This window comes from Paraburkholderia solisilvae (assembly GCF_902859875.1).
In the GTDB taxonomy this organism is placed as follows: domain Bacteria; phylum Pseudomonadota; class Gammaproteobacteria; order Burkholderiales; family Burkholderiaceae; genus Paraburkholderia; species Paraburkholderia solisilvae.
Genome location: NZ_CADIKF010000035.1, coordinates 56,172 through 81,996 on the forward strand (window position 1 = coordinate 56,172; position 25,825 = coordinate 81,996).

24 protein-coding genes, 1 pseudogene and 1 riboswitch are annotated in these 25,825 nt (G+C 65.7%); of the genes and pseudogenes, 12 read left to right on the top strand and 13 right to left on the bottom strand.

All coding sequences use genetic code 11. The features are described 5' to 3' along the window. Nucleotides 1-189: 189 nt before the first annotated feature. Both aspT (HV675_RS20875) and aspT (HV675_RS20880) read right to left on the bottom strand, forming a co-directional pair. Entirely contained in the window at nucleotides 190-1,875 is a 1,686-nt protein-coding gene (gene aspT, locus HV675_RS20875; RefSeq protein WP_175112994.1) for an aspartate-alanine antiporter, read from the bottom strand. Between the two features lie 141 nt (nucleotides 1,876-2,016). Beyond that, nucleotides 2,017-3,699 (bottom strand): aspartate-alanine antiporter, encoded by a 1,683-nt coding sequence (gene aspT / locus HV675_RS20880; RefSeq protein ID WP_175112995.1) that lies wholly within the window; start codon nucleotides 3,697-3,699, stop codon nucleotides 2,017-2,019. A gap of 625 nt (nucleotides 3,700-4,324) precedes the next feature. Between aspT (HV675_RS20880) and HV675_RS20885 the strand changes: the two genes are divergently transcribed. After that, complete coding sequence (locus HV675_RS20885) at nucleotides 4,325-5,293, top strand: LysR family transcriptional regulator (RefSeq protein ID WP_175112996.1); 969 nt, start codon at nucleotides 4,325-4,327, stop codon at nucleotides 5,291-5,293. Nucleotides 5,294-5,388: 95 nt separating this feature from the next. Next, nucleotides 5,389-6,396, top strand: a complete 1,008-nt coding sequence (locus tag HV675_RS20890) for a 2-hydroxyacid dehydrogenase (RefSeq protein ID WP_175112997.1) — start codon at nucleotides 5,389-5,391, stop codon at nucleotides 6,394-6,396. Between the two features lie 129 nt (nucleotides 6,397-6,525). On the opposite strand, the pseudogene HV675_RS20895 reads toward HV675_RS20890, so the two are convergent. Further along, nucleotides 6,526-7,035 (bottom strand): annotated as a pseudogene (locus HV675_RS20895) (plasmid fertility inhibition factor family protein); the annotation flags it as partial. A 212-nt stretch (nucleotides 7,036-7,247) separates the two neighbouring features. On the opposite strand from HV675_RS20895, the gene HV675_RS20900 reads away from it, so the two are divergent. The 3 genes from HV675_RS20900 (at nucleotide 7,248) to HV675_RS20910 (ending at nucleotide 10,650) form a co-directional block, all read left to right on the top strand. Then, nucleotides 7,248-8,057, top strand: a complete 810-nt coding sequence (locus HV675_RS20900) for a crotonase/enoyl-CoA hydratase family protein (protein ID WP_377700562.1) — start codon at nucleotides 7,248-7,250, stop codon at nucleotides 8,055-8,057. A 195-nt stretch (nucleotides 8,058-8,252) separates the two neighbouring features. Continuing rightward, nucleotides 8,253-9,419, top strand: coding sequence for an MFS transporter (locus HV675_RS20905; RefSeq protein ID WP_175112999.1), 1,167 nt, complete (start codon nucleotides 8,253-8,255; stop codon nucleotides 9,417-9,419). A gap of 73 nt (nucleotides 9,420-9,492) precedes the next feature. Continuing rightward, the gene (locus tag HV675_RS20910; protein WP_175113000.1) at nucleotides 9,493-10,650 is read left to right on the top strand and encodes an MFS transporter; all 1,158 of its coding nucleotides are present in this window, start codon (nucleotides 9,493-9,495) and stop codon (nucleotides 10,648-10,650) included. Between the two features lie 135 nt (nucleotides 10,651-10,785). Here HV675_RS20910 and hmgA read toward each other — a convergent pair whose 3' ends face one another. Further along, the gene (hmgA, locus tag HV675_RS20915) at nucleotides 10,786-12,162 is read right to left on the bottom strand and encodes a homogentisate 1,2-dioxygenase (protein WP_175113001.1); all 1,377 of its coding nucleotides are present in this window, start codon (nucleotides 12,160-12,162) and stop codon (nucleotides 10,786-10,788) included. 203 nt (nucleotides 12,163-12,365) lie between these two features. Here hmgA and HV675_RS20920 point away from each other — a divergent pair, with 203 nt between their 5' ends. Then, on the top strand, nucleotides 12,366-13,196 hold the full coding sequence (locus tag HV675_RS20920; protein WP_175113002.1) for an EAL domain-containing protein: 831 nt from the start codon (nucleotides 12,366-12,368) through the stop codon (nucleotides 13,194-13,196). 255 nt (nucleotides 13,197-13,451) lie between these two features. Here HV675_RS20920 and HV675_RS20925 read toward each other — a convergent pair whose 3' ends face one another. Beyond that, nucleotides 13,452-14,309 carry an IclR family transcriptional regulator gene (locus tag HV675_RS20925; protein ID WP_175113018.1) on the bottom strand — a complete coding sequence of 286 codons (858 nt, stop codon included), beginning with the start codon at nucleotides 14,307-14,309 and terminating at the stop codon, nucleotides 13,452-13,454. A 192-nt stretch (nucleotides 14,310-14,501) separates the two neighbouring features. On the opposite strand from HV675_RS20925, the gene HV675_RS20930 reads away from it, so the two are divergent. Both HV675_RS20930 and HV675_RS20935 read left to right on the top strand, forming a co-directional pair. Further along, a complete protein-coding gene (locus HV675_RS20930; protein WP_175113003.1) occupies nucleotides 14,502-15,692 on the top strand; it encodes an acyl-CoA dehydrogenase in 1,191 nt (396 codons plus the stop codon). A 164-nt stretch (nucleotides 15,693-15,856) separates the two neighbouring features. Beyond that, on the top strand, nucleotides 15,857-17,104 hold the full coding sequence (locus HV675_RS20935) for an autotransporter strand-loop-strand O-heptosyltransferase (RefSeq protein WP_175113004.1): 1,248 nt from the start codon (nucleotides 15,857-15,859) through the stop codon (nucleotides 17,102-17,104). A 219-nt stretch (nucleotides 17,105-17,323) separates the two neighbouring features. On the opposite strand, the gene HV675_RS20940 is transcribed toward HV675_RS20935, so the two are convergent. Beyond that, nucleotides 17,324-17,965: a peroxiredoxin gene (locus tag HV675_RS20940; protein ID WP_175113019.1), complete on the bottom strand. Its 642-nt coding sequence runs from the start codon at nucleotides 17,963-17,965 to the stop codon at nucleotides 17,324-17,326. A gap of 430 nt (nucleotides 17,966-18,395) precedes the next feature. Between HV675_RS20940 and HV675_RS20945 the strand changes: the two genes are divergently transcribed. The 3 genes from HV675_RS20945 to HV675_RS20955 all read left to right on the top strand — a co-directional run bounded on the left by HV675_RS20945 (nucleotide 18,396) and on the right by HV675_RS20955 (nucleotide 20,042). After that, complete coding sequence (locus HV675_RS20945) at nucleotides 18,396-18,698, top strand: ElaB/YgaM/YqjD family protein (RefSeq protein ID WP_175113005.1); 303 nt, start codon at nucleotides 18,396-18,398, stop codon at nucleotides 18,696-18,698. 222 nt (nucleotides 18,699-18,920) lie between these two features. Beyond that, on the top strand, nucleotides 18,921-19,313 hold the full coding sequence (locus HV675_RS20950; protein ID WP_175113006.1) for a phage holin family protein: 393 nt from the start codon (nucleotides 18,921-18,923) through the stop codon (nucleotides 19,311-19,313). A gap of 225 nt (nucleotides 19,314-19,538) precedes the next feature. After that, nucleotides 19,539-20,042, top strand: a complete 504-nt coding sequence (locus HV675_RS20955) for a DUF3318 domain-containing protein (RefSeq protein ID WP_175113007.1) — start codon at nucleotides 19,539-19,541, stop codon at nucleotides 20,040-20,042. 5 nt (nucleotides 20,043-20,047) lie between these two features. Here HV675_RS20955 and HV675_RS20960 read toward each other — a convergent pair whose 3' ends face one another. The 7 genes from HV675_RS20960 to glyA form a co-directional block, all read right to left on the bottom strand. Beyond that, nucleotides 20,048-20,524 carry a type IV pilin protein gene (locus tag HV675_RS20960; RefSeq protein ID WP_175113008.1) on the bottom strand — a complete coding sequence of 159 codons (477 nt, stop codon included), beginning with the start codon at nucleotides 20,522-20,524 and terminating at the stop codon, nucleotides 20,048-20,050. Between the two features lie 104 nt (nucleotides 20,525-20,628). Beyond that, on the bottom strand, nucleotides 20,629-21,066 hold the full coding sequence (locus HV675_RS20965; RefSeq protein WP_343056824.1) for a pilus assembly PilX family protein: 438 nt from the start codon (nucleotides 21,064-21,066) through the stop codon (nucleotides 20,629-20,631). 191 nt (nucleotides 21,067-21,257) lie between these two features. Next, nucleotides 21,258-22,079: a PilW family protein gene (locus tag HV675_RS20970; protein WP_175113009.1), complete on the bottom strand. Its 822-nt coding sequence runs from the start codon at nucleotides 22,077-22,079 to the stop codon at nucleotides 21,258-21,260. Continuing rightward, nucleotides 22,076-22,510: a PilV family protein gene (locus tag HV675_RS20975; protein ID WP_175113010.1), complete on the bottom strand. Its 435-nt coding sequence runs from the start codon at nucleotides 22,508-22,510 to the stop codon at nucleotides 22,076-22,078. The genes HV675_RS20970 and HV675_RS20975 overlap by 4 nt, the downstream gene beginning before the upstream one ends. Then, the gene (locus HV675_RS20980; RefSeq protein ID WP_175113011.1) at nucleotides 22,507-23,067 is read right to left on the bottom strand and encodes a GspH/FimT family pseudopilin; all 561 of its coding nucleotides are present in this window, start codon (nucleotides 23,065-23,067) and stop codon (nucleotides 22,507-22,509) included. The genes HV675_RS20975 and HV675_RS20980 overlap by 4 nt, the downstream gene beginning before the upstream one ends. 272 nt (nucleotides 23,068-23,339) lie before the next feature. Then, nucleotides 23,340-23,831, bottom strand: a complete 492-nt coding sequence (nrdR, locus tag HV675_RS20985; RefSeq protein WP_175113012.1) for a transcriptional regulator NrdR — start codon at nucleotides 23,829-23,831, stop codon at nucleotides 23,340-23,342. Between the two features lie 6 nt (nucleotides 23,832-23,837). Beyond that, complete coding sequence (gene glyA / locus HV675_RS20990; RefSeq protein WP_175113013.1) at nucleotides 23,838-25,085, bottom strand: serine hydroxymethyltransferase; 1,248 nt, start codon at nucleotides 25,083-25,085, stop codon at nucleotides 23,838-23,840. A gap of 211 nt (nucleotides 25,086-25,296) precedes the next feature. Continuing rightward, a riboswitch (ZMP/ZTP riboswitch) is annotated at nucleotides 25,297-25,396 on the bottom strand. A 211-nt stretch (nucleotides 25,397-25,607) separates the two neighbouring features. Between glyA and HV675_RS32225 the strand changes: the two genes are divergently transcribed. Then, nucleotides 25,608-25,825: hypothetical protein (locus HV675_RS32225; RefSeq protein ID WP_425496141.1), on the top strand; the 218-nt coding region annotated here is incomplete at its 3' end.

Sequence of the window (25,825 nt, forward strand, 5' to 3'; positions counted from 1 at the left end):
CAACCGGTGCGATGCGCGTGACCTCGCTTGCGTTGAACCGGACTTAAAACGAGCCTTGAAAACAGGCCTTGGAACGGACCTTGAAGCAGGCCTTGAAGCGAACCTTGAAGCAAGCTGTAAAGCAGGCTGTAAAGCAGGCCGTGAAGCAGGCTGTAAAGCAGCCCATCAAGCGGCCCCTGAAGCAAACCCTCAAGCCAGGCCCACGACAAGCGGGCCGAGCAGCGTCAGCAACACATTGGCGATCGCATAGGTAATCGCGAACGGCACGGTCGGCACCGCGCTTTCCGCCTTGTCGAGCACGCCGCCGAAGGCCGGATTCGCACTGCGCGAACCCGACAGCGCGCCGGCCAGAATCGCCGCGTTGTTGTAGCGCAGCACGTAGCGGCCGAACAGCATGGTCAGCAGCAACGGCACGAGGGTGACGATGACGCCGGCAAGAAAAATGGTCATCCCGCTCTGCTTGATCGTGACGACCGCCTGCAAACCGGAGTTGAGTCCGACCACCGCGACGAATGCCGCAAGCCCGAAATCTTTCAGCAATTGCGACGCGGCGGACGGCATCACGCCGTACATCGGATGCTTGCCGCGCATCCAGCCGAACAGCAGCCCCGCGAGCAGGCAGCCGCCGCCCGAGCCGAGCGTGAGCGGCACACCGCCGACGTTCACGACGACGAGACCGATCAGCAGCCCCAGCACGAGGCCGACGCCCATATAGATGAAGTCGGTCTTGATCGAATACGGCAGCTCGTAACCGGCGGCCTGAACTGCGCGCTTCGTATCTTTCGCGGTGCCGTAGAACGTCAGCACGTCGCCGTGCTCGAGTTGGGTCTGCGGCAGCACCGGCACCGGCTGGCCGACCCGCGACACCGCTTCGAGAAACACGCCGTGCCGCATTTCGCGATCGACGGTTGCGCGCACATGCGCGATCGTCGTGTGGTTCATCCCCTTGCGCGTGAAGACCGCCTCGCGCGTCTGCATGACCAGCACAACGTCGCTCGTATCCGCGACCTCCGGGCCGATCAGCGGCGCGATGCCGACCATGCCCTCACGGCGCCCGACCGCCAGCACCACGTCGCCTTTCGCGAGTACGACGTCGGCCGCCGGTTCGACCGCTATGCCGCCGCGGTGAATGCGCTCGATCGTCACCATGTCCTTCTGGCTGATTTCGAGCGCCGCAACCGTGCGCCCCGCCGCCTGCTCGACACGAAACGCGCGGCCGACCAGCGCCGGCAGCGCGGCGAGTTCACCCGCCCCGCGCGTGGGCGTGCCGCCGGCGAGGTCCGCTTCGGCATCGAGCGCCGCTTCGCGCAGGCCGCGTCCCATGAACTTCGGCAGCAGATTCACGCATACGAGGATCGCGCCGAGCGAACCAAACACATAAGTCACCGCATACGCGATCGCGACATCCGATTGCAGCGTCTTCGTTTCGTCAGCGGACAAGCCCAGACGCGCGATCGCATCGCCCGCGGTGCCGATGATCGCCGACTGCGTGAGCGCGCCGCCCGCGAGCCCCGCGGCCAGCCCCTTGTTCAGATGGAACAGCTTCGCGCAAATGAGCACCGTGACGAGTGCGCTCACCGCGAGAAACACGGCCATCGCAATCTCGCGCAGCGTCTTGCGGTTCAGCGAATTGAAAAAGCCCGGCCCGGAGTCATAGCCCACCGCATAGATAAAGACCGCGAACATCACGGCCTTGACGCCGTTGTCGATCGTCACACCCAGCTGGCTGATCACGACCGCGGCCAGCAGCGAGCCGCCGACGCCGCCCAGCTGGAACTTGCCGAAGTTGATCTGACCGATGAAATAGCCGACGGCCAGCGACAAAAATAGCGCGATTTCAGGGGACTTCTGGAAGATGTGGTGCAGCCAGTCCATCGAGATCTCTCTGTGCTGTGCTCAGTTAAACGCGGGGCATCGGCAAGCCCATTCGATGCATGCTTGACCGATCGTCAGGATCACGACACTCTACGTACGCCGCTCACTGTCCGCAATATTCAAGATGTCAATTTTGGTTGGTTATCCGAACTTACCCACGAGACCCACGACCACCGGCCCCATCAACGGCAACAGGATGTTCGACAGCGCATAGGTGATTGTGTAGCCGATTACCGGCGTCGAGTTGCCGGTCACGCCGACCAGCGCGCTGATCGCCGGCGTGCTGCATTGCTGGCCGGCAATCGCGCCGAGCAGCATCGGCGTATCGAGCTTGAGCAGCGCGCGGCCGATCCACAACGACAGCAGACCCGGCACAAGCACCATCAGAATGCCGACGATCGGCAGTGCGAGACCGTACTCGCGCACCAGCTTGATCGCGTCCGGCCCGGCCGACAGCCCGACCGCGGCGATAAACGTGGCGAGCCCGAAGTCCTTCAGAATCTGCGCGGCCGCGGACGGCAGCGAGCCGACCAGCGGATGACGCGAACGCACCCAGCCGAACAGCAGCCCCGACAGCAAACAGCCGCCGCCCGTGCCGAGCGCGAGCGACACACCGCCGATCGTGCCGGACAGATGCCCGAGCGCCATGCCGATCAGCACGCCGAGACCGAGATAGACGAAGTCGGTTTTCTGCGTCGGCACGAGTTCGTAGCCGAGGCGCTTCACGCCGCGCGCGACGTCGTCTTTCGAGCCGACGATGGTCAGCACGTCGCCGCGGTTGAGCATCGTGCCCGGCAGTGCGGGAATGCGCGCATCGAGCCGGTTGACGGCGGCGATATAGACGCCGCGTCCCTCGGTGCGCGACGCCTGCTCGCGCACCTGCGCGATCGTGAGGCCGTGCAGATCGCGGCGCGTCAGCACGACGTCGACGCGCTCGCCCATCACGACGTCGAAGCCGCCGCCCGCCACCTCCTCGCCGATATGCGGCGCTGCGGCGACGAGCGCCGCGCGCCGTCCGACGACGAGCGCGAGATCCCCTGCTTCGAGCGTCGCGTGCGGATCGGCGGCCATCAGCACGCCGCCGCGCTCGATCTGCTCGAACGTCAGGTTGTTGCCGTACTGCTGTTCGAATGCGCTGATCGTCGCGCCGGCCGCCGGCCCGACGCGAAACGCACGGCCCACGAGCGCGGGCGCCGCAAGCCGTTGACCTTCGTCGAGCGCGTCGCCGCCGCCCAGCTCGCGCCACACGCGCTCGGCCTCCGCGCGCAGATTGATGCGCAGCAGCAGCGGCGCGACCTGACTGCAGAACAGCACGATCGTGATAAGACCAAACAGATAGCTGACGCTGTAAGCCGTCACGATGTTCGCCTGCAGCCGCAGCGTTTCGGCATCGTTGAGGCCGAGCCGCGTGATCGCTTCGGACGCGGTGCCGATCACCGCCGACTCGGTCGCCGCGCCGGCGAGGAGCCCCGCCGCGGTGCCCGCATCGAGATGCATCAGCGACACCGCGAGCATCACGAGCACCAGCACCGACACGATCTCGACCACCGACAGCAGCCCATAGCGCCAGCCGCGCCCGATGTTCGCAAAGAACTGCGGACCGCCGGTGAAGCCGAGCGCAAAGATGAACAGCGCGAACGCGATGTTCTTCAGATCGGGCGAGATGCGCGCGCCGGTCTGGCCGAGCACCAGCGCGACGATCAGCGTGCCGCACACGCCGCCCAGCTGAATCGGCCCGAGACGAAACGAGCCGATGAAGTAGCCCAGCGCGAGGCTGACAAATAATGCAATTTCCGGCTGAGATTTCAGCAATTCGGCGATCATTTCAGCTTCCGTGAATCAATGGGCGTTTTAACAAATTTCCTACAAAACTCTTTGAAATTAATAATAGTCAGATGGCTTGCCTTTAAAGAACGGGCGTGAGAATTCCGCCGATTTTTCATGAATTCAATCGGTTTGGCGTAGCGCACGCAAGATGGCCGCAAGCGTCGGATGCGCGCGGCGGGCAGCACGCGCATCGGGCGGCACATGAGGGAAACGGCGTTCAGCCGCTATCAGGCAGGGTGACAGACATCGCTTCCTCGCAGGGTTGTCGAACAACACGTCGGAACCGCGAATCAGGCGGGCGGCCTTTTTCTGTCCATCGAATTTATGCGGAATCGATTAGCGGCGTCAATCGCGAATACCGCCGCGCCAATTCCGATTCGAACGGCGCGCATTCCGCGCGCGCAATACGTTGCCTTGTGGACTTTTTACCAGCTTGAAATGGTCGTGCCGTTTTTATAAATATTGTAATCAGGCAAGGCTGTCAATATTATTTTTGAAGCGCAGTCGCGATAGCGTCATAGCTGAGGCCGTCTCGCATTCGTTTGCGTCCGCGCCGGCATCGCGTGACGATGTCCGGCATGCCGCCTGTATCGCATCCGTGCCGTATCCGGAGGGCGCCGTCATGAACCAAATCTACGCGATGCGGGTCTTCGTCAGAGTAGCCGAGACACAAAGCTTCCGGCGCGCCGCGCAGCAACTGAACGTATCGAATGCACTCGTCACCCGCTCGATCGCGACCCTCGAAGCGCATCTGCATGCGCGCCTCATCAATCGAACCACGCGCAATCTTTCGCTGACCGAAGCGGGCGCGCACTATCTCGAAGGGTGTCGCGGCCTGCTCGAGGAGCTCGATCATCTGGACAGCGCGGTCGCGTGCACCGAGCGCGAACCGGGCGGCCTGTTGCGCATCGTCGCGGCCGGCGCGCTCGCGCCGCAGACGCTCGCACCGCTCGTCGACGGCTTTCGCCGCCGCCATCCGAAGATCGGCGTGCGTCTCGCGCTGGCCGAACAGCTGGCGCGGCTGCCCGACAGCGGCTACGACGTCGGCATCGTCACCGCATTCGCGACCGCGAACCCGGAGCTCGACCTGACCGAGACGCCGCTTGCGACGCAAACGCTGTTCGCGTGCGCGGCCAGCGCGTATCTCGCTGAACGCGGCACACCGCATCGCCCCGATGAACTCGCAAAGCATGCGTGCGTCGCGCTGCTATCCGAGCGGCGCGGCACGACGTGGCGCTTCGTGCAGCCGGACGGCAGCGCGCAGGCGGTGACCGTCGAACCGGTCTATACGGTCAACAGCGCGGCGCTCGTGCGCCTCGCGGTGCTGGCGGGCATGGGCGTCGCGGTGCTGCCCGCGCCGCTCGTCGCCGGCGACCTCGACGCGGGCGCGCTCACGCGCGTGCTGCCTGACTGCACGATCGACGATGCGCACCGGCAAATCTCGCTGGTCTACCCGCGCCGCCGGCACCTGAACGCGCGCACGCGCGCGTTCGTCGATTTTGCGCTGGAGCAGATGGGCAGCGGCGCGCCTGCCGCAGCGGCGCCGCATGGTGCGATACTGGCTGACCTGCACGTCGTTCCGCGTGCCTGATCGCCGGCCGCGGGCCGCTTGCGCAGCGCCGCCCCCGTGAGCTGCGCAAGCCGGCCGGCCGCACGCGCAACGACGCGCCCCTTCCGGGAGCCGCGATGCGCATGATCCTGTTCAGCAGCCGCCAGTACGACCGCGACACATTCGCCGAAGCCAACGCGTCGTTTCACTATGAACTGCACTTCCAGGAGTCTTACCTCGATAGCGAGACCGCGATCCTCGCACACGGCTACGAGGTCGTCTGCCCGTTCGTCAACGACATGGTCGACGCAGCCGTGCTCGAACAGCTGCACGCCGGCGGCACGCGGCTGATCGCGCTGCGCTCGGCGGGCTTCAATCACGTCGACCTCGCCGCGGCCGAGCGCCTCGGCATGCCGGTGCTGCACGTGCCCGCCTACTCGCCGCACGCGGTCGCCGAGCATGCGGTCGGGCTGATTCTCGCGCTGAACCGGCGCCTGCCGCGCGCGGTCGCGCGCACCCGCGAGGGCGACTTCTCGCTCACCGGCCTGCTCGGTTTCGACCTGCACGGCAAGACGGTCGGCGTGGTCGGCACCGGCGTGATCGGCCGCACCTTCGGGCGCATCATGGCGGGCTTCGGCACGCAGCTGGTCGCCTACGATCCGGGGCCGCCCGCCGACGACCTGCTCGCGCTCGGCGCGCAATACGTGCCGCTCGATACGCTGCTCGCGAGCGCGGACATTGTGAGCCTGCACTGTCCGCTCGTGCCGGCCACCCATCACATGATCGATACAGCCGCGCTTGCGAAAATGAAGCGCGGCGCGATGCTGATCAATACCGGCCGCGGCGGCCTCGTCGAAAGCAACGCGCTAGTCGGCGCATTGAAGAGCGGGCAGCTCGGCCATCTCGGGCTCGACGTCTACGAAGAGGAAGCCGGCCTCTTTTTCGAGGACCATTCGGATACGCCGCTGCAGGACGATGTGCTCGCGCGGCTGCTGATGTTTCCGAATGTGATCGTCACCGCGCACCAGGCGTTCTTTACGCGCGAGGCGATGAACGAGATCGCGCAGACGACGCTCGGCAATGTGAAGGCGTGGAGCGACGGCGTGCCGCGCAACGTCGTCGCGCATATGCCGGCGCGCGGGTGAGCTTTATAGACCTTTGCGCGGCGCGCCGGGCGTGTGTGCGCCGGCGCCGCGTTTGACTGGCACGTCCTGGTCGCCGCGGTCGTCACTGCGGTCGTCGTTGTGATCGTCGTCGTCCGCGTGGCTGTCGGCGCCGGGCGCCGCGACGATACACGGCCGCAGCGCGGTGCGCGCGTCGTCGGGCGCGCCGCAATACTGGCGCAGCAATGCGGCCTCGCGCTCATGCACTTCGACTGGAAACCACCGCGCGCCCGCCGACGCGAGATAGCGCGCGCGATGCTGGCCGTTGCGGAATGTGACCACGCCTTCATGCTCGAGACCGAGCCAGCCGATCAGGCCGGCCGCGCGCCGCGACGTGACGGTGACGTACGGCATGTCCGGCACGCGCGCGTTCTGCGGATCGAGAAATTCGCGAATGCCGCGCATCTTGCCCGAATGCCATTCCTGCACCGGGCGCAATACATAGTCGGTATCGTCGCGATCCGCGCAGAGCAGCAGCTTGCGCGCATCGACAAGGACCACTTCATGGCGCGTGCCGTCGGTCGAAAAAACCCGCTTCAGGCGGACGTGGTCATACCATTCATGATCGTGCAGTTGAACGATCCAGACGGGTTCACACGCGGGCAGTGCTGAATTCGACATCGACACTTTCAATTGAATACGAACGTTGGGACACTCCCAACATGCCGGCATGCTTCACGCGACGAACGAGCCAAACCGGCACATAAAAGGAAGTTACGCTACGAGTCGATTGTGAAAAGCGCGTGTCAGCGACGCAAGCGGTTTCGGCGCGCGTCTGTGGTTTTTCGAGCACACACGCGCACGTCATGCGCTTCGTCTGTCAGGAGACGATGATGACCCTCGAAACATTCGGCGAACATGTCCGCATCGAGGCAATTGATGCGGTCGCAACCATCGTGCTCGACCGGCCCGCGTGCCGCAATGCGGTCGACCGGCCGACGGCGCACGCGCTGTCCGAAGCGTTCGCACGTTTCGAAACCCACGAAAGCTGGCGCGCGGCGGTGCTGTTCGGCGCAGGCGGCACGTTCTGCTCGGGCGCGGACCTGAGCGCGCTCGACGACGACACGCGCCGCAATGAATTGCATGCCGACGGCAGCGGTCCGGGTCCGATGGGCCCGACACGCATGTCAATCACGAAACCGGTCATCGCGGCCATCTCGGGGTACGCGGTCGCAGGCGGTCTCGAGCTCGCGGCCATGTGCGACTTGCGGGTGGTCGAACGCTCGGCGGTGCTCGGCGTGTTTTGCCGGCGCGTCGGCATTCCATTGATTGACGGCGGCACGATCCGCTTGCCGCGGCTGATCGGCCTGTCGCGCGCGCTCGATCTGATTCTCACCGGCCGCGCGGTCGGCGCCGACGAAGCACTCGCGTTCGGGCTTGCGAACCGGATTGTCGAAGACGGCGCCGCGCGCACGGCAGCCGAACGGCTTGCCGCACAACTGGCCGCGCTGCCACAGGCCGCGCTGCTTGCCGACCGGCGTTCGGCGTACGAGAACAGCATGCGCGACGATTTCGCCGACGCGTTGCGCCGCGAAGGCGCGGGCGGCTATCCGGCCGTATTGAACGAGGGCCTCGCGCTGGCTGCACGCTTCGCGGGCGGCGCCGGACGGCACGGCGGCACGCTCGATCCATCGGATGGCTGAACGAACGCCGGCATCGGACCGGCAAACGCGTGACGCATTCGTCCGGCAAACACGCGCAACAAAAACAACACACGTTGCATCGCCGGTCGCGCGGGTTTCGGCTTAGGTACAATCCCCTGGTGATTTTCCCCTGCCTGCACGATGCGCTTCGCCCCGAACGCGCGCACGCACGGCGGCGCCTGCCGATCTTCCATCATGCCTCTGCCCCTGCTTGCTCTCGCCGTCGCCGCATTCGGCATCGGCACGACTGAATTCGTGATCATGGGCTTGTTGCCCGATGTCGCGCGCGATCTCGCCGTGTCGATTCCGGCAGCCGGCATGCTGGTCTCCGCGTATGCGCTCGGCGTCACGATCGGCGCGCCGATCGTCGCGATCGCGGTGGCGAATATGCCGCGCAAGAAAGCGTTGATGAGCCTGATCGGCGTGTTCATCGTCGGCAATCTGTTGTGCGCGATCGCACCGAACTATGCGGTGCTGATGCTCGCGCGCATCGTCACCGCGTTCTGTCACGGCGCGTTCTTCGGCATCGGCTCGGTGGTCGCGGCCGGACTCGTCGCGCCGAACCGCCGCGCGCAGGCCATCGCGCTGATGTTCACCGGCCTGACGCTCGCCAACGTGCTCGGCGTGCCGCTGGGCACCGCGCTCGGCCAGGCGGTCGGCTGGCGCGCGACGTTCTGGGCGGTGACCGTCATCGGCGTGCTGGCCGCGGCCGCGCTGGCGGCCTGCCTGCCGTCGCGCATCGAGATGCAGAAGGCGAGCCTGCTGCACGAATTCAAAGTGCTGAAGAATCCGCAAGTGCTGATGGTGCTCGGCACGAGCGTGCTCGCGTCGGCCAGCCTCTTTTCGACGTTCACCTACATCACGCCGATTCTCGAAGACGTCACCGGCTTTACGCCGCACGCGGTCACGCTGGTGCTGCTGCTGTTCGGGCTCGGGCTGACGGTCGGCAGCACGCTCGGCGGCAAGCTCGCGGACTGGCGTCCGGTGCAGGCGCTGCTCGGCTTCCTGCTGGCCATCGTTGCGATCCTCGTCGTGTTCGCCGCGGCGATGCATGCGCCGATTCCCGCGCTCGTCACGGTGTTCGCATGGGGCGTGCTCGCGTTTGCGATCGTGCCGCCGCTGCAAATGCTGATTGTCGATCGCGCGAGCCATGCGCCGAATCTCGCGTCGACGCTCAACCAGGGGGCATTCAATCTCGGCAATGCAACCGGCGCATGGCTCGGCGGCATGGCGATCGGCGCCGGCGCGCCGCTCACCGCGCTGCCGTGGGTCGGCGTCGCCACGGCGGCCGGCGCGGTGGCGCTGACGGTGTGGTCGGTCTCGCTCGAGCGGCGCGCGCAGCGCATGGCGGTGCCGGGTTGATGCCGGCTTGCCTTCGCATGCGCAGAGGCGCGCACACGCGCCTGCATCGTGGCCCGCGGTAGCATCGAGCCCGATGAAAGTGATCTTCTCGCGCGACTTCGTCGCGCTCATTCTGAGCGTCGCCGTGGTCGGACTCGGCACCGGCGCGACCCTGCCGCTCACCGCGCTCGCGCTCACCGACGCGGGCTACGGCACCGATGTCGTCGGCCTCCTGACCGCCGCGCAAGCGGGCGGCGGCCTGCTCGTCGTCCCGCTGACGAGCCGTATCGCCGCGCGCTTTAGCGGCCGCGAAGTGATCGCCGGCGCGGTGCTCGCGGTCGCGCTCGCCACCGCGCTGATGCAGGTCACCACCAGTCTGCTGCTGTGGGCCGCGCTGCGCGTGGTATGCGGCGTCGCGCTGATGCTGCTTTTCACGGTCGGCGAAGCATGGGTGAATCAGCTCGCCGACGACGCATCGCGCGCCCGCGTGATCGCGATCTACGCGACCCACTTCACGCTGTTCCAGATGGCCGGCCCGGTGCTCGTGAGCCGCATCGCTCCGTTTGCCGGATGGCGCTTTCTCTTGTGCGGCGCGATTTTTCTGCTCGCGCTGCCGATGCTCGCGGCAATCCGCGCGACGCCGCGCATCGCCGGCGAAGATGAACCGCACGGCAACTGGCGGCATGTGTTGCCCCAGATGCCCGCGCTCGTCGTCGGCACCGGCTTTTTCGCGCTGTTCGATACGCTCGCGCTGTCGTTGATGCCGCTCTTCGCGATCGCGCATGGCTTCACGGCGAGCGTCGCGGTGCTGTTCGCGTCGGCGATGCTGCTCGGCGACACCACCCTGCAGTTTCCGATCGGCTGGCTCGCGGACCGGCTCGGCCGCCAGCGCGTGCATATCGGCGCGGCCGTGGTCGTCGTGGCGCTGCTCGCGCTGCTGCGCTGGGCGGTCGCGGTGCCGTGGTTGTGCTGGCCGTTGCTGTATGTGCTGGGCGGCGCGGCCGGCGCGATCTATACGCTGTCGCTGGTCGCCTGCGGCGAGCGTTTTCGCGGCGCGGCGCTGGTGTCCGCGAGCTCGCTGATCGGCGCGTCGTGGAGCATCGCGAGCTTCGGCGGCCCGCTCGTCGCCGGCGCGCTGATGACGCGCGTCGGACACGATGCGTTGATCGGCGTGCTGCTCGCGAGCGCGCTCGCGTTCCTGGTCGCGGCGGTATGGGAGAGGCGGCGCGGCGCGTTGAACGCGTTGCGGTAGGTGGCTGCGGGTGCACGGTGTGCGGTGTGCACGTGTCGTCGCGTGTGCCGCTGCGTGTATGGTCAACTCATGCGCTGTGCGGCGCCGCCACCATCGCTACCGCCGCCGGCGCCACCCATCGACGCTCACCGCCACTCACCGACGTTGCGCATCGAAGTGCTTCTTCAAGCCCTGCCAGCAGTCAGCATAATTCGCCTGCAACTGAGCACTCTCGAGCGCAAAGCGCGTCGGCCGGATCAACGTGCGGCTTTCGAACATGAACGCCATTGTGTCCGTCACCTTGTGCGGCTGCGACGTATCGCTATGCGATGCCTTCTCGAACGTTTCAGCATCCGGCCCGTGCCCGCACATACAGTTGTGCAGGCTCGCGCCGCCCGGCACGAAGCCTTCGGCCTTCGCGTCGTAGGCGCCGTGCACGAGACCCATGAATTCGCTCGCGACATTGCGGTGAAACCACGGCGGACGGAACGTATCTTCGGCCGCGAGCCAGCGCGGCGGAAAGATCACGAAGTCGAGGGTATCGACGCCTGGTGTATCGCCCGGCGCATGCAGCACCAGAAAGATCGACGGATCCGGATGGTCGAAGCTGATCGAGCCGATCGTATTGAAGCGGCGCAGATCGTATTTGTACGGCGCGTAATTGCCGTGCCACGCGACGACGTCGAGCGGCGAATGATCGATATCCGCGCGCCACAGCTGGCCGTTCATCTTCGCGATCAGTTCGAACGCGCCTTCGCGGTCTTCGTACGCGGCGTGCGGCGTGAGGAAATCGCGCGGATTCGCGAGTCCGTTCGAGCCGATCGGCCCGAGGTCCGGCAGCCGCAGCAGCGCGCCGAAGTTCTCGCAGATATACCCGCGCGCACCGCCATCCGGCAGCGCGACGGTAAAGCGCACGCCGCGCGGAATCACCGCGATCTCGAACGGCGCGACTTCGAGCTTGCCGAGTTCGGTCGCAATCGCAAGACATCCGTGCTGCGGGACGATCAGCAATTCGCCGTCCGCGCTGAAGAAGTAGCGGTTTTCCATCGACCGGTTCGCCGCATACAGATGAATCGCGCAGCCGCTCATCGCTTCAGCGGCGCCGTTGCCCGCCATCGTCACCCAGCCGTCGATGAAATCGGTCGGCGCCGTCGGCATCGGCAGCGGGTCCCAGCGTAACGGGTTCGGCGGCGTCGGCGGCACGCCGGCGAAGTTCGCGACGAGATGCTCCGTCGCCGGCAGCGGCGTAAACGGCCGATGCATCAGCGCCGGGCGAATCCGATACAGCCACGAGCGCCGGTTGCAGGCGCGCGGCGCGGTGAACGCCGTGCCGGACAATTGCTCGGTATAAAGCCCGTAAGGTGCGCGCTGCGGCGCATTGCGGCCTTGCGGCAGCGCGCCCGGCAGCGCTTCGGTCGCGAACTCGTTGCCGAAGCCGGACTGGTATGCGCCGCCACTGTCGCCGTCGACGCCCGCGCCGCCGGTCTTGCCCGTGCTCCCCGCGCTGCCTGCGCGCCGCATCGAAGTATTCATGCAGCTGTCTCCGTTATCCGAGCGATCATTATGAATCGCAAAACCGGTTACGTTTAGTGAAACTCGCGTAAACCCGCACGCATGGGCGCCGTCAGAAATCGATATCAGCAATTGGTTAGTCGCGATCTGGCGCTCGCTGCTACCATCGAAGAATGCGGCGCTTGCCGCCCTTAGAGCGCGACTGATCGCCCCATACGCCACACATGATTCCGTTCACCATCCCTCAACTCGTTGACCGCGCATCGACCCTTCCGTTTCTACGTGAGCATTTGCGCATGGGCAGCGGTGCTCATCGCGACAGCGCGGTCGCGCATTACGCCGACCTCGAGATCGGCAGCGCGTACGAGCCGATTTTCGACATCAGCGTGCACGGGCTCGCGCAATCGCTATCGTCCGAGCCGCAAAGCGCGGACCGCTTCGGCGATGAGCTCGGCTTTCAGGCGGTCACGCAGCAACTGACCGGCGCAAGCGTCGATTCCTTCGACCCGTTCGAGCACGTGACCGACGACCAGGAACTGGTCGCGCTCGACCGCATGTCGCGCGCGATGCATACGATCAACTTCTTCGGCGCGCAGCGGCACGGCCTGCTGTTTTTGCGGGTGCACGAGCGTCTGCTGAAGAGCGTGCGCTACGACCATGGCCGGCACTTCTCGGCAGTGCTGATCTCGTTCGGGCTCAATCCGTCGCGCATCGTGATCGAACTGCCGGCCGCCGCGGTCGCGCATCGCACGTTTCTCGGCTATCTGACCAAGAGCTATCAGCACTACGGCTTCAAGGTCGCGGGGAATCTGCCCAACGCGGGGCAGATCCTGTCGGTATCGGATATGGCCCGCCTCGACTTCGTCAAGATGGACGCGGGCGCGGCCTTGCGCGATGCGATGGTCAAACCGCTGGTCGGCTATGCGAACCGCCTTCGCATTCCGTTGATCTTCAATCGTGTCGCAACCGAGGCGCAGTTTGAAATGCTGCAGCAGTACGACGTGCGGTTCGTGCAGGGGCCGCTCTTTGTCGTGAATGAGAAAGGGGCGGCTTGAGGAAAAGCGGGCGCGGGTCGGCGTGATTGAACACGCGTGCGCAACCCTTTGACGCAACAGGTGGGACAACCATTCGCTGCGGCGCCGATGTGCCGATGTGCCGATGTGCCGATGTGCCGATGTGCCGATGTGCCGATGTGCCGATGTGCCGATGTGCCGATGTGCCAGTCATTGAACTCCGCTACGAAATCCGTGAAACGGCTGTATCGCTGAAACCGCACCCAACGCGGACTCACCCGACAACGCGTAGTCCGTTCAACCGCGCTCGCCGATCCGCACCGCCGCCCGCTGCGCCGGATCGCCCAACCGCTGCGCGAGCGCCTTCAGCCGTGGCGCGACGCGCTCGCGAAACACGTCCTCCCCCATCGACGATGCCGGCCCGCTGCAGCTGAGCACCAGCCAGCGGCCATCGCGCGGGTCGCGAAACGGCACGGCCACCGCGTTGACGTCGTCGTGCCACGCGCGAAACGAATAACAGCAGCCGGCGTCCGCAAACGCATCGATTTCGCTGCGCGCTCCGTCCACCTGCGCCGCGCCCGCGTCGCCCGCCGCCTGCGCGAGCTCCGCCAGCAGCGCATCGCGCACCTCGGCCGGCTGCACCGCGAGATACGCGCGGCCCATCGAGCTCGTCAACATCGACAGTTTCGAGCCGGAAGCGAGCCCGAGCGTCAACGCCGTCTCGCTGCGGATGGTTTCCAGATAAGTCATGTCGAGCCCGTCACGGCAGCCGAGCGACACCGCCGCGCCGACCTCGCGCGCGAATGCGCGCAGATGCGGCCGCGCCAGCTCGAGCGTGTCGGTGCCCGAGAGCAGCGCAAAACCGAGCGACAGCACACCCGCATCGAGCGCATATTTGCCGAGTGCCTCATCGAAGCGCAGGTAGCCGAGCACGGTCAGCGTGTACGCGAGGCGGTTGACGGTCGCCTTCGGCAAGCCGGTCCGCTCGACGAAGTCGCGGTTGCCAAGCAGCGTCTCGCCGGGCCTGAACGCGCGCAGCAGGTCGAGCCCGCGTGCGAGCGCGACGACGAATTTGCGCTCGTCGATGGCCGGCGAGGCCGTCGCGGACGGCGGCGCGTCAGGTGCGCGAATAGGAACAGGTGCGGTGCGCGGCATCGGGTGATACACTCAAATGTCATTTGCAAAACATTGTTTCGCACAGCGGAACTCAAGTCAAGTCACGCGTATTTTTCATCGGCTGTCGAATGCCGGCCGCGCCGCAGCAAGCGTCAGCCATCATCGGGCGCTTGCGCTGCGGCGGCAAGCGCCGGCCATCCAGCCATCGGGCATTCAGGAAGGAGAGACGTCATGGCCGCGCATGCGAAATTTCACTGGGACGACCCGCTGCTGTTCAACCAGCAGCTCACCGACGAAGAACGGATGGTGCGCGACGCCGCCGCGGCCTATGCGCAGGGCAAGCTTGCGCCGCGCGTGCTCGACGCGTTTCGCCACGAGAAGACCGACGTCGCGATCTTCCGCGAAATGGGCGAGCTCGGTATGCTCGGCCCCACCATCCCCGAGCAGTACGGCGGCCCGGGCCTGAACTATGTGAGCTACGGGCTGATCGCGCGCGAAGTCGAGCGGATCGATTCCGGCTACCGGTCGATGATGTCCGTGCAGTCGTCGCTCGTGATGGTGCCGATCTTCGAATTCGGCACCGACGCGCAGAAAGACCAATACCTGCCGAAGCTCGCGAACGGCGAGTGGATCGGCTGCTTCGGCCTCACCGAGCCGAATCACGGCTCGGACCCGGCCAACATGGCGACGCGCGCGAGGAAAGTCGACGGCGGCTACTCGCTGTCCGGCTCGAAAATGTGGATCACGAACTCGCCGATCGCCGACGTGTTCCTCGTCTGGGCGCAGCTCGAAGAGAACGGCGAGGACGAGATCCGCGGGTTTATTCTCGAGAAAGGCTGGAAGGGACTCAGCGCGCCGGCAATCCACGGCAAGATCGGCCTGCGCGCGTCGATCACCGGCGAGATCGTGCTCGACGACGTGTTCGTGCCCGAAGAGAACCTGCTGCCTGGCGTGAAGGGCCTGCGCGGGCCGTTCACGTGTCTGAATTCGGCGCGCTACGGCATCGCGTGGGGCGCGCTCGGCGCGGCCGAGGCATGCTGGCACACCGCGCGCCAGTACGTGCTCGATCGCAAGCAGTTCGGCCGGCCGCTCGCCGCGAATCAACTGGTCCAGAAGAAGCTCGCCGATATGCAGACCGAAATCACGCTCGGCCTGCAAGGCGTGCTGCGCCTCGGGCGCATGAAGGACGACGGCACCGCCGCCGTCGAGATCACCTCGATCATGAAGCGCAACTCGTGCGGCAAGGCACTCGACATCGCCCGCCTCGCGCGCGACATGCTCGGCGGCAACGGCATCTCCGATGAGTTCGGCGTCGCGCGGCACCTGGTGAATCTCGAAGTGGTCAACACGTACGAAGGCACGCACGATATCCACGCGCTGATTCTCGGGCGCGCGCAGACCGGCATTCAGGCGTTCTTCTGAGCTTGTCGTTAGCAAACGTAGACTTCGCGGGCGCTTTTTAAGACTTGTCCAATTCGGGCGGACTGGTCACGCACTTAAGGTGTCGGCTGCTTTTTTCAGCTTTCGCCGATTCCGATCTTCGACGCGGTGTCAACAGACAGATTCGGCGCTGTCTCGGAGACACCATGAGCCATTCCGTCCGCCCAGGCACACAGCGCGGCCTCACCGAATCACCCTTCGCGCAGCCCGGCGCGCCGGCGCTCAGCGGGCCCGAAGGCGTGCGCTTCGATTTCAACTACGGGTGCCGCGTGCAGGTGCCCGTGAGCGGCTGGCGCGTGCGGATGATCGACGTCGATACGAACAACGTCGTGTTCGACGAAACGGTCGAAGCCGGCGAAACCGTGGCGAGCCGGCGCAAGTACTTCGTCCGCATGAGCCTGCAGGTGCTCGATGGCGCGCGTCTCGTGTTCGAGCACACCTTCGATGCAACCGGCCAGCCAGTGCTGATCCGCCTCGCCTCGGACGCGCTCGGCGACTCGATCGCGTGGATGCCGGTCGTCGACGCGTTTCGCGAGCAGCATCGCTGCGATTTGCATGTCGCGTTGCCGGATCATCTGCAGCCGCTGTTTCGCCCGGGCTACCCGGCGCTCACGCTGCGCAGCGGACGCGCGATCGATTCCGCCGCGGCCGCAGCCGCGTCCCGGGCCGCTCCGGACACGCCGTTCTATGCGACCTATCACATCGGCCTCTTTTCCCCTTACGGCGAACGGGATCACCAGCCGACCGACCCGCGCGTCAGCAGCATGCAGGACGCGATCGCATACATGCTCGGCGTGCCGCCCGGCGAACGCCGCCCGCGCATCGTCATCGCGGACACCGCGCGGCGCATCGCCGCACCGTACGTGTGCATCGCGACGCAGGCGACCGCCCAATGCAAGTACTGGAACAATCCGCGCGGCTGGCCGACGCTGATCGCGCATCTGAAGCAGCGCGGCTTTCGCGTGCTATGCATCGACCGCGATCGCGAATACGGGCAGCCCGGCGCGCTGAACCGGATGCCGGCCGGCGCCGAGGACTTCACCGGCGAGCGGCCGCTGCAGGAGCGCGCGAGCCTGCTCGCGCATGCGCAGTGCTTCATCGGCCTCGGCAGCGGCCTGTCGTGGCTCGCGTGGGCGGTCGGCACGCCGGTCGTGATGATCAGCGGCTTTTCGCATCCGAAGACGGAGTTCCACACGCCATGGCGTGTGATCAACTTCCACGCGTGCAATAGCTGCTTCAACGACACCGCGCACGAGTTCGATCCCGACGATTTCGACTGGTGTCCGCGCCGCGCGGCAAGCGGCGCGCAGCGATTCCAGTGCACGTCGGCGATCAGTCCGGAGTTCGTGATGCGGACGGTGGACCAGTTGATCGAAGCGCGGCGTGCGGCTTAGCCTGGCTTCATATGCAGCCTCCCTCTTTCGATCGAGATGGCCGGGCTGCGCACGTCGATGAAAAAAGCCGGGCCGCGGATTCGATTCATCCGCGGCCCGGCCTGGGTTTTGAAGCTTTTGCTGCGATTGTGGCGCTGCGATTGCCTGCTTTCGCCGCTCACGCCGCTTATGCGGCGTTCGCTGCATGCGCGCCTGGCTGCGGGCGCGACCGCCGGCGGCTTACTTGAGGTTCGGCTGCGGCGTCATCCGCAGGTACGGGCGCAGCGCCTTGTAGCCCTTCGGAAACTTCTGCTTGATCACGTCCTCGTCCTTCAGCGACGGCACGATCACGACGTCGTCACCGTGCTTCCAGTTACCCGGCGTCGCGACCTGATAGTTGTCGGTGAGCTGCAGCGAATCGATCACGCGCAGCACCTCGTCGAAATTGCGGCCGGTGCTCGCCGGGTAGGTGATGATCAGACGCACCTTCTTCTTCGGATCGATGATGAAGAGCGAGCGCACCGTCAGCGTTTCGTTCGCATTCGGGTGGATCATGTCGTACAGTTCCGACACCTTGCGGTCGCCGTCGGCGAGAATCGGAAAGCCGACGCTTGCAGCCTGGGTTTCGTTGATGTCCTTGATCCACTCGTTGTGCGACTTCGCGGTATCGACGGACAGCGCGATCGTCTTCACATTGCGCTTCTCGAACTCGCTCGCGAGCTTCGCGGTCAGCCCCAGTTCCGTCGTGCAGACCGGCGTGAAGTCCGCCGGATGCGAGAACAGCACGCCCCAGCTATCGCCCAGCCACTCATGGAATTTGATCCGCCCGAGGCTCGAATCCTGTTCGAAATCGGGTGCGATATCTCCAAGACGTAGACTCATCATGCAGCTCCTTTTGAATGTTCGAAAAGTCCGCCCGGCCGAGCCGGCAGCGTGGGAAAAAATTAGAGCATAACGGACGCGCCCCTGTCCGGCTAACGAACCGAGCGTCATACACATATGAGATTTTTGTAATTTTGGTCACGATGAGTGAAACTTAGCGGGCCAGATCGGCTTCCCGTGCTATTAATGTGGGGGAGCGTCGTCCGAGGGCGGCGCCCGCCGCGGGGAGCCGATGATCATCCAGTGCCGGGTCTTTTCCACAGCATTGTTTCGATGGCCGGCCATTCCGTTGCATGACGGGTTGCGCGAAAGGCCAGCCGGGAATGGATTCTGCACGTTGCGATGATCCGCCCTGTTCACCTGCCGCGCTCGCCAGCGGCGGTTTCTTTGGTTACGATTCCACGCGTAGCGTGCACGAAGGGAGCAATCAATGTCGGAAGTCAACAAGGAGAGATTGATGTCGGATATCAAGACAGTTCTCGCAGATGCTGAAGATCTGCTGAAGCAGGCCGCGAGCGCAACCGGCGAACGCGCTTCCGAACTCCGCGAATCCGCGCTCTCGCGCCTGAAGCAGGCGAAGGAAAAGGCAGCGGATGTGCAGGTGGTGGTGGTCGAGAAAGGCAAGAAGGCGGCACGCGCGACCGACGACTATGTGCACGAGCACCCGTGGACGTCGATCGGCATCGCGGCCGGCGTCGGTGTGCTGGTGGGCCTGCTGATCAATCGGAGGTAAGGCAGGCAGCCGTTCGCGGGAAATGCCGCACAGCCCAGCGCGGCAGACAGGTTGCAAACAAGGCGGCCGGCCCGGCGGGACGTCATCTGACGCCCGGCTGGATACGTTTTCAGACAGGGTCCGGCCGGCGCTTACGGGCGCCGGCCGGGTCGATCCAGTGCGCTGCCGGTGCGGCTTCCGGTGATGTTCCGATGCACTTTCACGGGGTAACGCGTTCACGCCATGACCACCGATACCCAATCGCAGCGCGCGGACCGTAGCCCGCTGCGCCGTATCTTCGGCTCCGTCTTTTCGATTCTGCAAACGCGGCTCGAACTGATCGGCATCGAGCTGGCAGAAGAAAAAGATCGCCTGCTCGCCGTACTCTTTCTCGGGCTCGCGGCGATGATGCTCGCGATGATGGCGCTGATCGCGCTGACTGCGTTGATCGCGATCGCGTTCTGGGATACCTACCGCTGGCAGTCGCTGGCGGGCATCACGATCGTCTATGCGATTGCCGCGCTGGTATGCGGGCTGCGTGCGCGCAGCAACTTGCACAACGCACCGGCGGTGTTCGAAGCGACGCTCAACGAATTCGAAAAGGACCGCGAGATTTTTCGCAAGCATTCGGGGTGACGGTCTGAGCGCGTGCCGCTGATGCGTGGTGGTTTCACCTGTCGGTGGTGCGTGGCGAGTACACGACTGCGTGTGGAGTGCATGTCCGGTGCGTGGCTGATTGGGCGTGGTATTGGCAAGATTGGCCGTGGCCCATGCTTCCTCCGCTTTCACCGCGTTCACCGACCACCTCGATATCTTCGTCGCGGGCTTCTTCAACCACCTTTGACGCTGCACTGACACGCCATGAGCCACGTCCATCCAGATGCCACATTCCGCCGCCAGCACAGCGCGACGAAGAACTTGAGCACGCCCCAGCTGCGAGCGCTGCGCAAGGAACTGCTGATCGTGCGCGCGGACGTCGAGCGCATGGAGCTTGCGCAGGCAACCACCGACTTGCGCCAGGCGGTCATTCATTTCAGCTGGCTCAAATTCGTGCTGCCGGGCTTCGCCAGCATGCGCTGGGGTGCGCGCGGCGCGACCAGCAAAGGCATCGGCACACTGCTGAAGCAATATCCGCTGATCAGTTCGCTCGTCTCGCTGCTGCTTGCGCGGCCGCTGCGCACCAGCGTGGTCGCGACCGCCAAGCCGGTGCTGAAGTGGGGCAGCCTCGCGCTCGGTGTGTGGGAGGCTTACCGGATATGGCAACAGGTCCGGCGCGAGACCGGCGGCCACGCGGGTAAAAGCGCTGCCAGCCGCGCTGGCGCCGACACCGGTGCTCGACCATCCGGCACGGATGCGGGCGGTTGATCGGGTCAACGCGCACTCCAGCAGTGTGTAGTCTCGGCGGCGGCGAGGGCCCCCATGCCGCTTGCGAGATTGTCGGCCGTATCTGACGCCTCGCCGCTCGTTGTGCGGTTCGTGCGCAAACCGGTCGCATCGAGCACGAAGGTGCCGCATGGGTCGTCGCGCATCGGGCCCGCGTCCGCGGGCCGTGCTTCCAGCGTGTAGCCGCCGTTTGCATCGTCGGCGGACCGCATCTGCAGCCGGTAGACAGGCGTGCCTGATTGAGGCGCCTGATCGAAGCCCGCCGGCAAGGTCGTTGCGCTCGCGCCGCGCGACGCGGATTCGAGATATTGCGCCGCGCGATAGAGCGCCGCCGCGGCGTCCATTCGATGTCCTCGCACGACCTGCGCCCGGTATGACGGCACCGCAAACGCGGCGAGCGCTGCGATGATCGCGAGCGCGATCACCAGTTCCAGCAATGTGAAGGCGTCGGTGTGAGGCTTCATTCGTTTGATCCGCGGAAGAAGATTGGGTGGGGGAACGAGCTGGGGCTTTCGGGCTTTCGGGCTCCCGGGCATTGCGTCGGTCGGTATCACGGCCGGACGCCTCGTCAGAACGGACGCGCAGCAATACGCCGCCAATGGCGCTCGACGATGCCGTTGTCCACCACCAGCTGAAGCTGCAGCCACGATTGCGTATCCTGCGTGCTCCCGTAGCCGCGCGCGGTGATAAGCCATGCCCGCGCGGCGGGACGCATCGCAAGGCGCCACGCTTCGATCGCGCATTGCGGCGGTCCGAACGAACCCGGCCATTGCGCAACCGGAGCGAACGCCAGTGCGCCGAACGCTACGGCCTCTTTCCATGCGACCGGTTCGCCGTCCGCAGCCGGTTCAGCCACCGGCACGCCGCTCGCGACAACCCGTTGCGCGCACAACGTCAATGCCGAATCGGCTGCATGGAACGCGACCAGTTGATCATGCAGGTTAGCCGCACCGCGGGCGGCCGCAAGCGATGTTTCGAACCACGCGGCCGCGGTAGCAAGCATCATCGCCGACAACATCAGCACGATGGGCAGCGCAGCGCCGCGGTTGCGCGCACGGCGCGGGACGCCGGGTGCACGTGGCGCACGTGCTGCACGTGGTGCGCGCGCCGCGTAGCCGTCGCGCGGAGTACGCCCGCCGCGACGCACGGTCAGACGTCTCGCCTTCGAAGAGCGCACCGGCCTCGGTCCACAACGCATCATGTTTCACCTCCACTGTTATTGCGGATCGCGACGCGCCGCCAGAACGCCTCGCGCGCACGTTTGTCCGCGCCGACCGACGACACGCCATCGCAATCGGTATAGCGAGTCGCCTGCGTACTGCGTGAATCTCGCGCGCCGCGCACGAGCACACAAACATCGACCGCGACAATGCCGCTCCATTGCGCCGGTGCAATTGCATAGGCATCACGCGCCGCAGCCTCGCCCGCCAGCCAGTAGCGCAGCCGCAACTGCTCGACGCCCTCGACGAGCGGCTGCGCCGACCCCACCTTGCCGCTACCTTCGCAGTACAACTCCGGCTCGCCGGTCGACGCGCTGGCCTTCGCATAAAAGCGGTTGACGACCGGCACGCCCGGTAAGGCGGCGAGCGTTCGTGCAAGCCCCTGCCCCAGACAATCGGTCGGTTGCGCGGTGGCCGACGGCCATGTCGACACGCCGTCAGCGACATAGCGGATTGCAACGCCATCCGAGCGGCCCGCCAGCGACTCGCACGCGAGGCGATCATCGGCTCCGACCGGACGTGCGGCCGAACATCCGAAGAGTGCGGCGCCAGCGGACGACCGGTCCTCCGCGGATGCGTCCGCAGGCATAAACCCCGCCATCTGCAACTGCAACGCGACGAGCGTGAGCGCAGTCATCCCGGCCGCCTGCATCTGCGCGGCGTCAGTGGCACGCACGAGCGCGGTCCGCTGAGACTGATAGAGCGACACCGCGCCAGCCGTGACGACAAGCCCGAGCGCCATCGCAATCGTCAGTTCGAGCAGCGTGTGGCCGCACGGACGAAGTACGCTGCGCATCATTCGGCAAAGGCGAGCACGACGCAGCCAGTACCGGCAGGCACGGTGATATCGCCGCACGGCGCCGGCGCATCGATCACTTCACCCGAACGCGGTGCGGGAGCGAGCGCCTGCCACGTGACACGCGCAACGGATGTCTGAGCGCCGGCACCGCTCACCGACGCCTCACCTTGCGGCAGCAATGAAGCCGTCCGCGAACGCCACTGCGAGAGCGCGGGGCTGCCGGGCGACGCGCCATGCATCGCTTCGACGAGCGCATCGGCAAGCAGCGCGGCATCCTCTCGCATCGCCGTCGCGCGCGCGTCGCGGATCATCCACATTTGTGAGGCAATCAGACCGAGCGCGGTAACGGCGGTCAGCACGACAGCCAGCATCACTTCGATCAGCGACTCGCCGCGTGCAACGTATGGGTAACGCAACGCTGGGCTCTTCATGCGGACGCTCCACAAGGGCCTTCAACGATGCGCGCACGCCCGCCCGCCGCGATACGGATGCAGCGGCGCCATGAGTTGCCTTGCGTCGCCTTCGACGCAAATCGCGGTGCGACATCGAAATTGCGGAAGCTGCCGATCGCCTGACCCGCAGGCGGTGTAAAAGCGAGATTCGTCGACGCGCCGGCGATGCTGACCGCGGCGAACTCCGGTTGCACGCGCAGTGCGAAAAACGACCCGGCCCGTTCGATCATCACGGCCCAACCGCATGACCAGTCCGCAATGCCGGACCGGCAAGCCTGACCCGCGGCGAGGCAACGCCGGGCCGCATCGATGCGGCACACCGTGACGCGCACGCCGCGCCGGATCGCTTCGCTGCGCGCATAGGCGAGGGTCGACAACAACGCGTGAGCGCGCGCGTCGACCTGGTCGCGCACCTGCCATGCGACGAACGACGGTGTCGCCAACACCGCGAGTACCGCGAGAAGCGCTACGACCACCAGTGTTTCGATCAGTGTGAAGCCCGATCGCGCCCACATTGTCCAGCCATCGTTATTCATCGTCAGCCTCCGTCTTTAACCGTGGAAGACGATGAATCTACCGATACTCGAGAGTGCTAACAATCTGCCGAATGGCCAGGTGGCGCGCGAACGCGATTACACGCAACATCGCATCTGCGTCGGGCGCTTGACGGCTACGAGTCGTTCAAAGACCCGCAAAGTTGAGAAGGGGAGAAAGTATGCAGCTGCAAATTGAGCCGATCACCAGGTTGGCGACCGGGCGCGCGTGCGTCCAGCGAACGAGCCGGCGAGCCGAATGGCTCGCCGCGCAGTCAGCGCTTGCGCCGCGGCTTGGGCGGTCCGGCCGGCGGGGCCATGCGGCGGAATTCTTCGATCACGTCCTCGAACTCGGACACGTCTTCGAAGCGCCGGTAGACGGATGCGAAACGGACGTAGGCAATGGTGTCGAGCGCGCGCAATTCGTTCATCACGAGTTCGCCGAGACGGTCGCTGCGCACCTCGCGCTCGCCGCTACCGAGCAGCTGATACTCGATGCGCGCCACCGCGGCGTCGATCGCATCGGCGGCGACCGGCCGCTTGCGCAACGCGAGCTTCATGCTGGCGACAATCTTGCGCCGGTCGAATTCGACACGGCTGCCGTCCTTCTTGACGACCGACGGCAGCGCGAGTTCGACGCGCTCATAGGTGGTGAAGCGCTTGTCGCAAGCCGGACAACGACGGCGGCGCCGGATCGCGGCGCCGTCTTCGGACACCCGCGAGTCGACCACCTGCGTGTCGTCGTGCCGGCAGAACGGGCAGCGCATGATCGACTAGCGATAGACCGGGAAACGCTTCGTCAACTCGGCGACCTGCGCACGCACACGATCGATGGCGGCCGTGTCTTCCGGATTGTCGAGCACATCGGCGATCAGGTTGCCGACCTGCTCGGCTTCCTTGACACCGAAACCGCGCGTCGTCATGGCGGGCGAACCGAGGCGGATGCCGCTGGTGACGAACGGCTTTTCCGGGTCATTCGGAATTGCGTTCTTGTTGACGGTGATGTGTGCGGCGCCGAGCGCGGCTTCCGCCGCCTTGCCGGTGATGTGCTTCGCGCGCAGGTCGACCAGCATCACGTGGCTCTCGGTGCGCCCCGACACGATGCGCAGGCCTCGCTTGACCAGCGTTTCGGCGAGCACACGAGCGTTTTCGATCACACGCTGCTGGTACTCCTTGAACTCCGGCGACAGCGCTTCCTTGAACGCGACGGCCTTCGCCGCGATCACGTGCATCAGCGGACCGCCCTGGATGCCCGGGAAAATGGCCGAGTTGATCTGCTTTTCGTATTCGGCCTTCATCAGGATCACGCCGCCGCGCGGACCGCGCAGGCTCTTGTGCGTGGTGGTGGTGACGAAGTCCGCGTGCGGCACCGGGTTCGGGTACACACCGGCGGCGATGAGGCCCGCGTAGTGCGCCATGTCGACCATCAGATACGCGCCGACCGCCTTTGCGATCTTCGCGAGACGTTCGAAGTCGATACGCAGCGCGAAAGCCGATGCGCCGGCAACGATCAGCTTCGGCTTGTGTTCCTGCGCAAGCTTCTCAGCTGCTTCGTAATCGATGTCTTCGGCGGCGTCCAGGCCGTAGCTGACGACGTTGAACCATTTGCCCGACATATTGACCGGCGAGCCGTGCGTCAAATGGCCGCCGTGCGCGAGGCTCATGCCCATGATCGTGTCGCCGGGCTTGAGCATGGCGAAGAAGACGCCCTGGTTCGCCTGCGAACCCGAGTTCGGCTGCACGTTCGCCGCTTCGGCGCCGAACAGCTGCTTGACCCGGTCGATCGCCAGCTGCTCGACGATATCGACGTACTCGCAACCGCCGTAATAGCGCTTGCCCGGGTAGCCTTCTGCGTACTTGTTGGTGAGCTGCGAGCCTTGCGCGGCCATCACGGCCGGGCTCGTGTAGTTCTCCGACGCGATCAGCTCGATGTGCTCTTCCTGGCGGCGGTTTTCCTGCTCGATCGCCTGCCAGACTTCCGGGTCGACGTTCGCAATGGTGCTTTGGGCTTTATCAAACATGCGCGTTCCGTTGAGAATGTTCGGTTGACCGTGATGCCGCGCGTCGTTCAACGCCCGATCTTGCACGCAAATGCACGCGAAACGCGTGCGCAAAGCGCGCAAGCAGGTGAGCGGTGCGGCAGGAAGCTGGACACCTGGACATGCGGACTGTGGAGGGGCCGCACACGCGAGGCAGGACAGCGACCGGCAGCGCAAACAATGGCGCACGGATCACAGCTGCCCAGGCGAACGGCAAAACGGAGCCCCGCGCTTCACGGTGGGTTGTTCCACCTTGAACCCGTCGGGTTCTATCGCCAGTCACGCAGGGGTGAGCGCGTTAGTTTATTGGAAGCGCCCCGAATAGGCAACCGAGGTGCCGGCGCCCATTACGACGCAAAAAAGCCTGACGAAATCGCTACTTGCGCGCCTCGCATGGCATGCCGCGCGGCCCCGCTGCCGGCCGGCCGCGAAGCTTCCGCCGCGCCGGCAGTTCATGCAAACTCGCCGACGTACCGGTCGCGGGACCTGCCGGCACGTCCACCGTTGCATCTGCCGTCGGATGCACCGCCGGATCACCCCGCGAAAGTGCCGCCGCATCGCTCACCCGCGTGGCCGCCGGACCTGCCGCCCAGATGGCCGCCGGATCTTCCGCCGGTGCGTCCGCCGGACCCGCCAGTGCGCTGGCCGCCTGATCTGCCGTCCGACTGGCCGCCCGATCTGCCCGCGGACCTGCCGCCGCTTGTGCCGCCGCTGCCGCCACT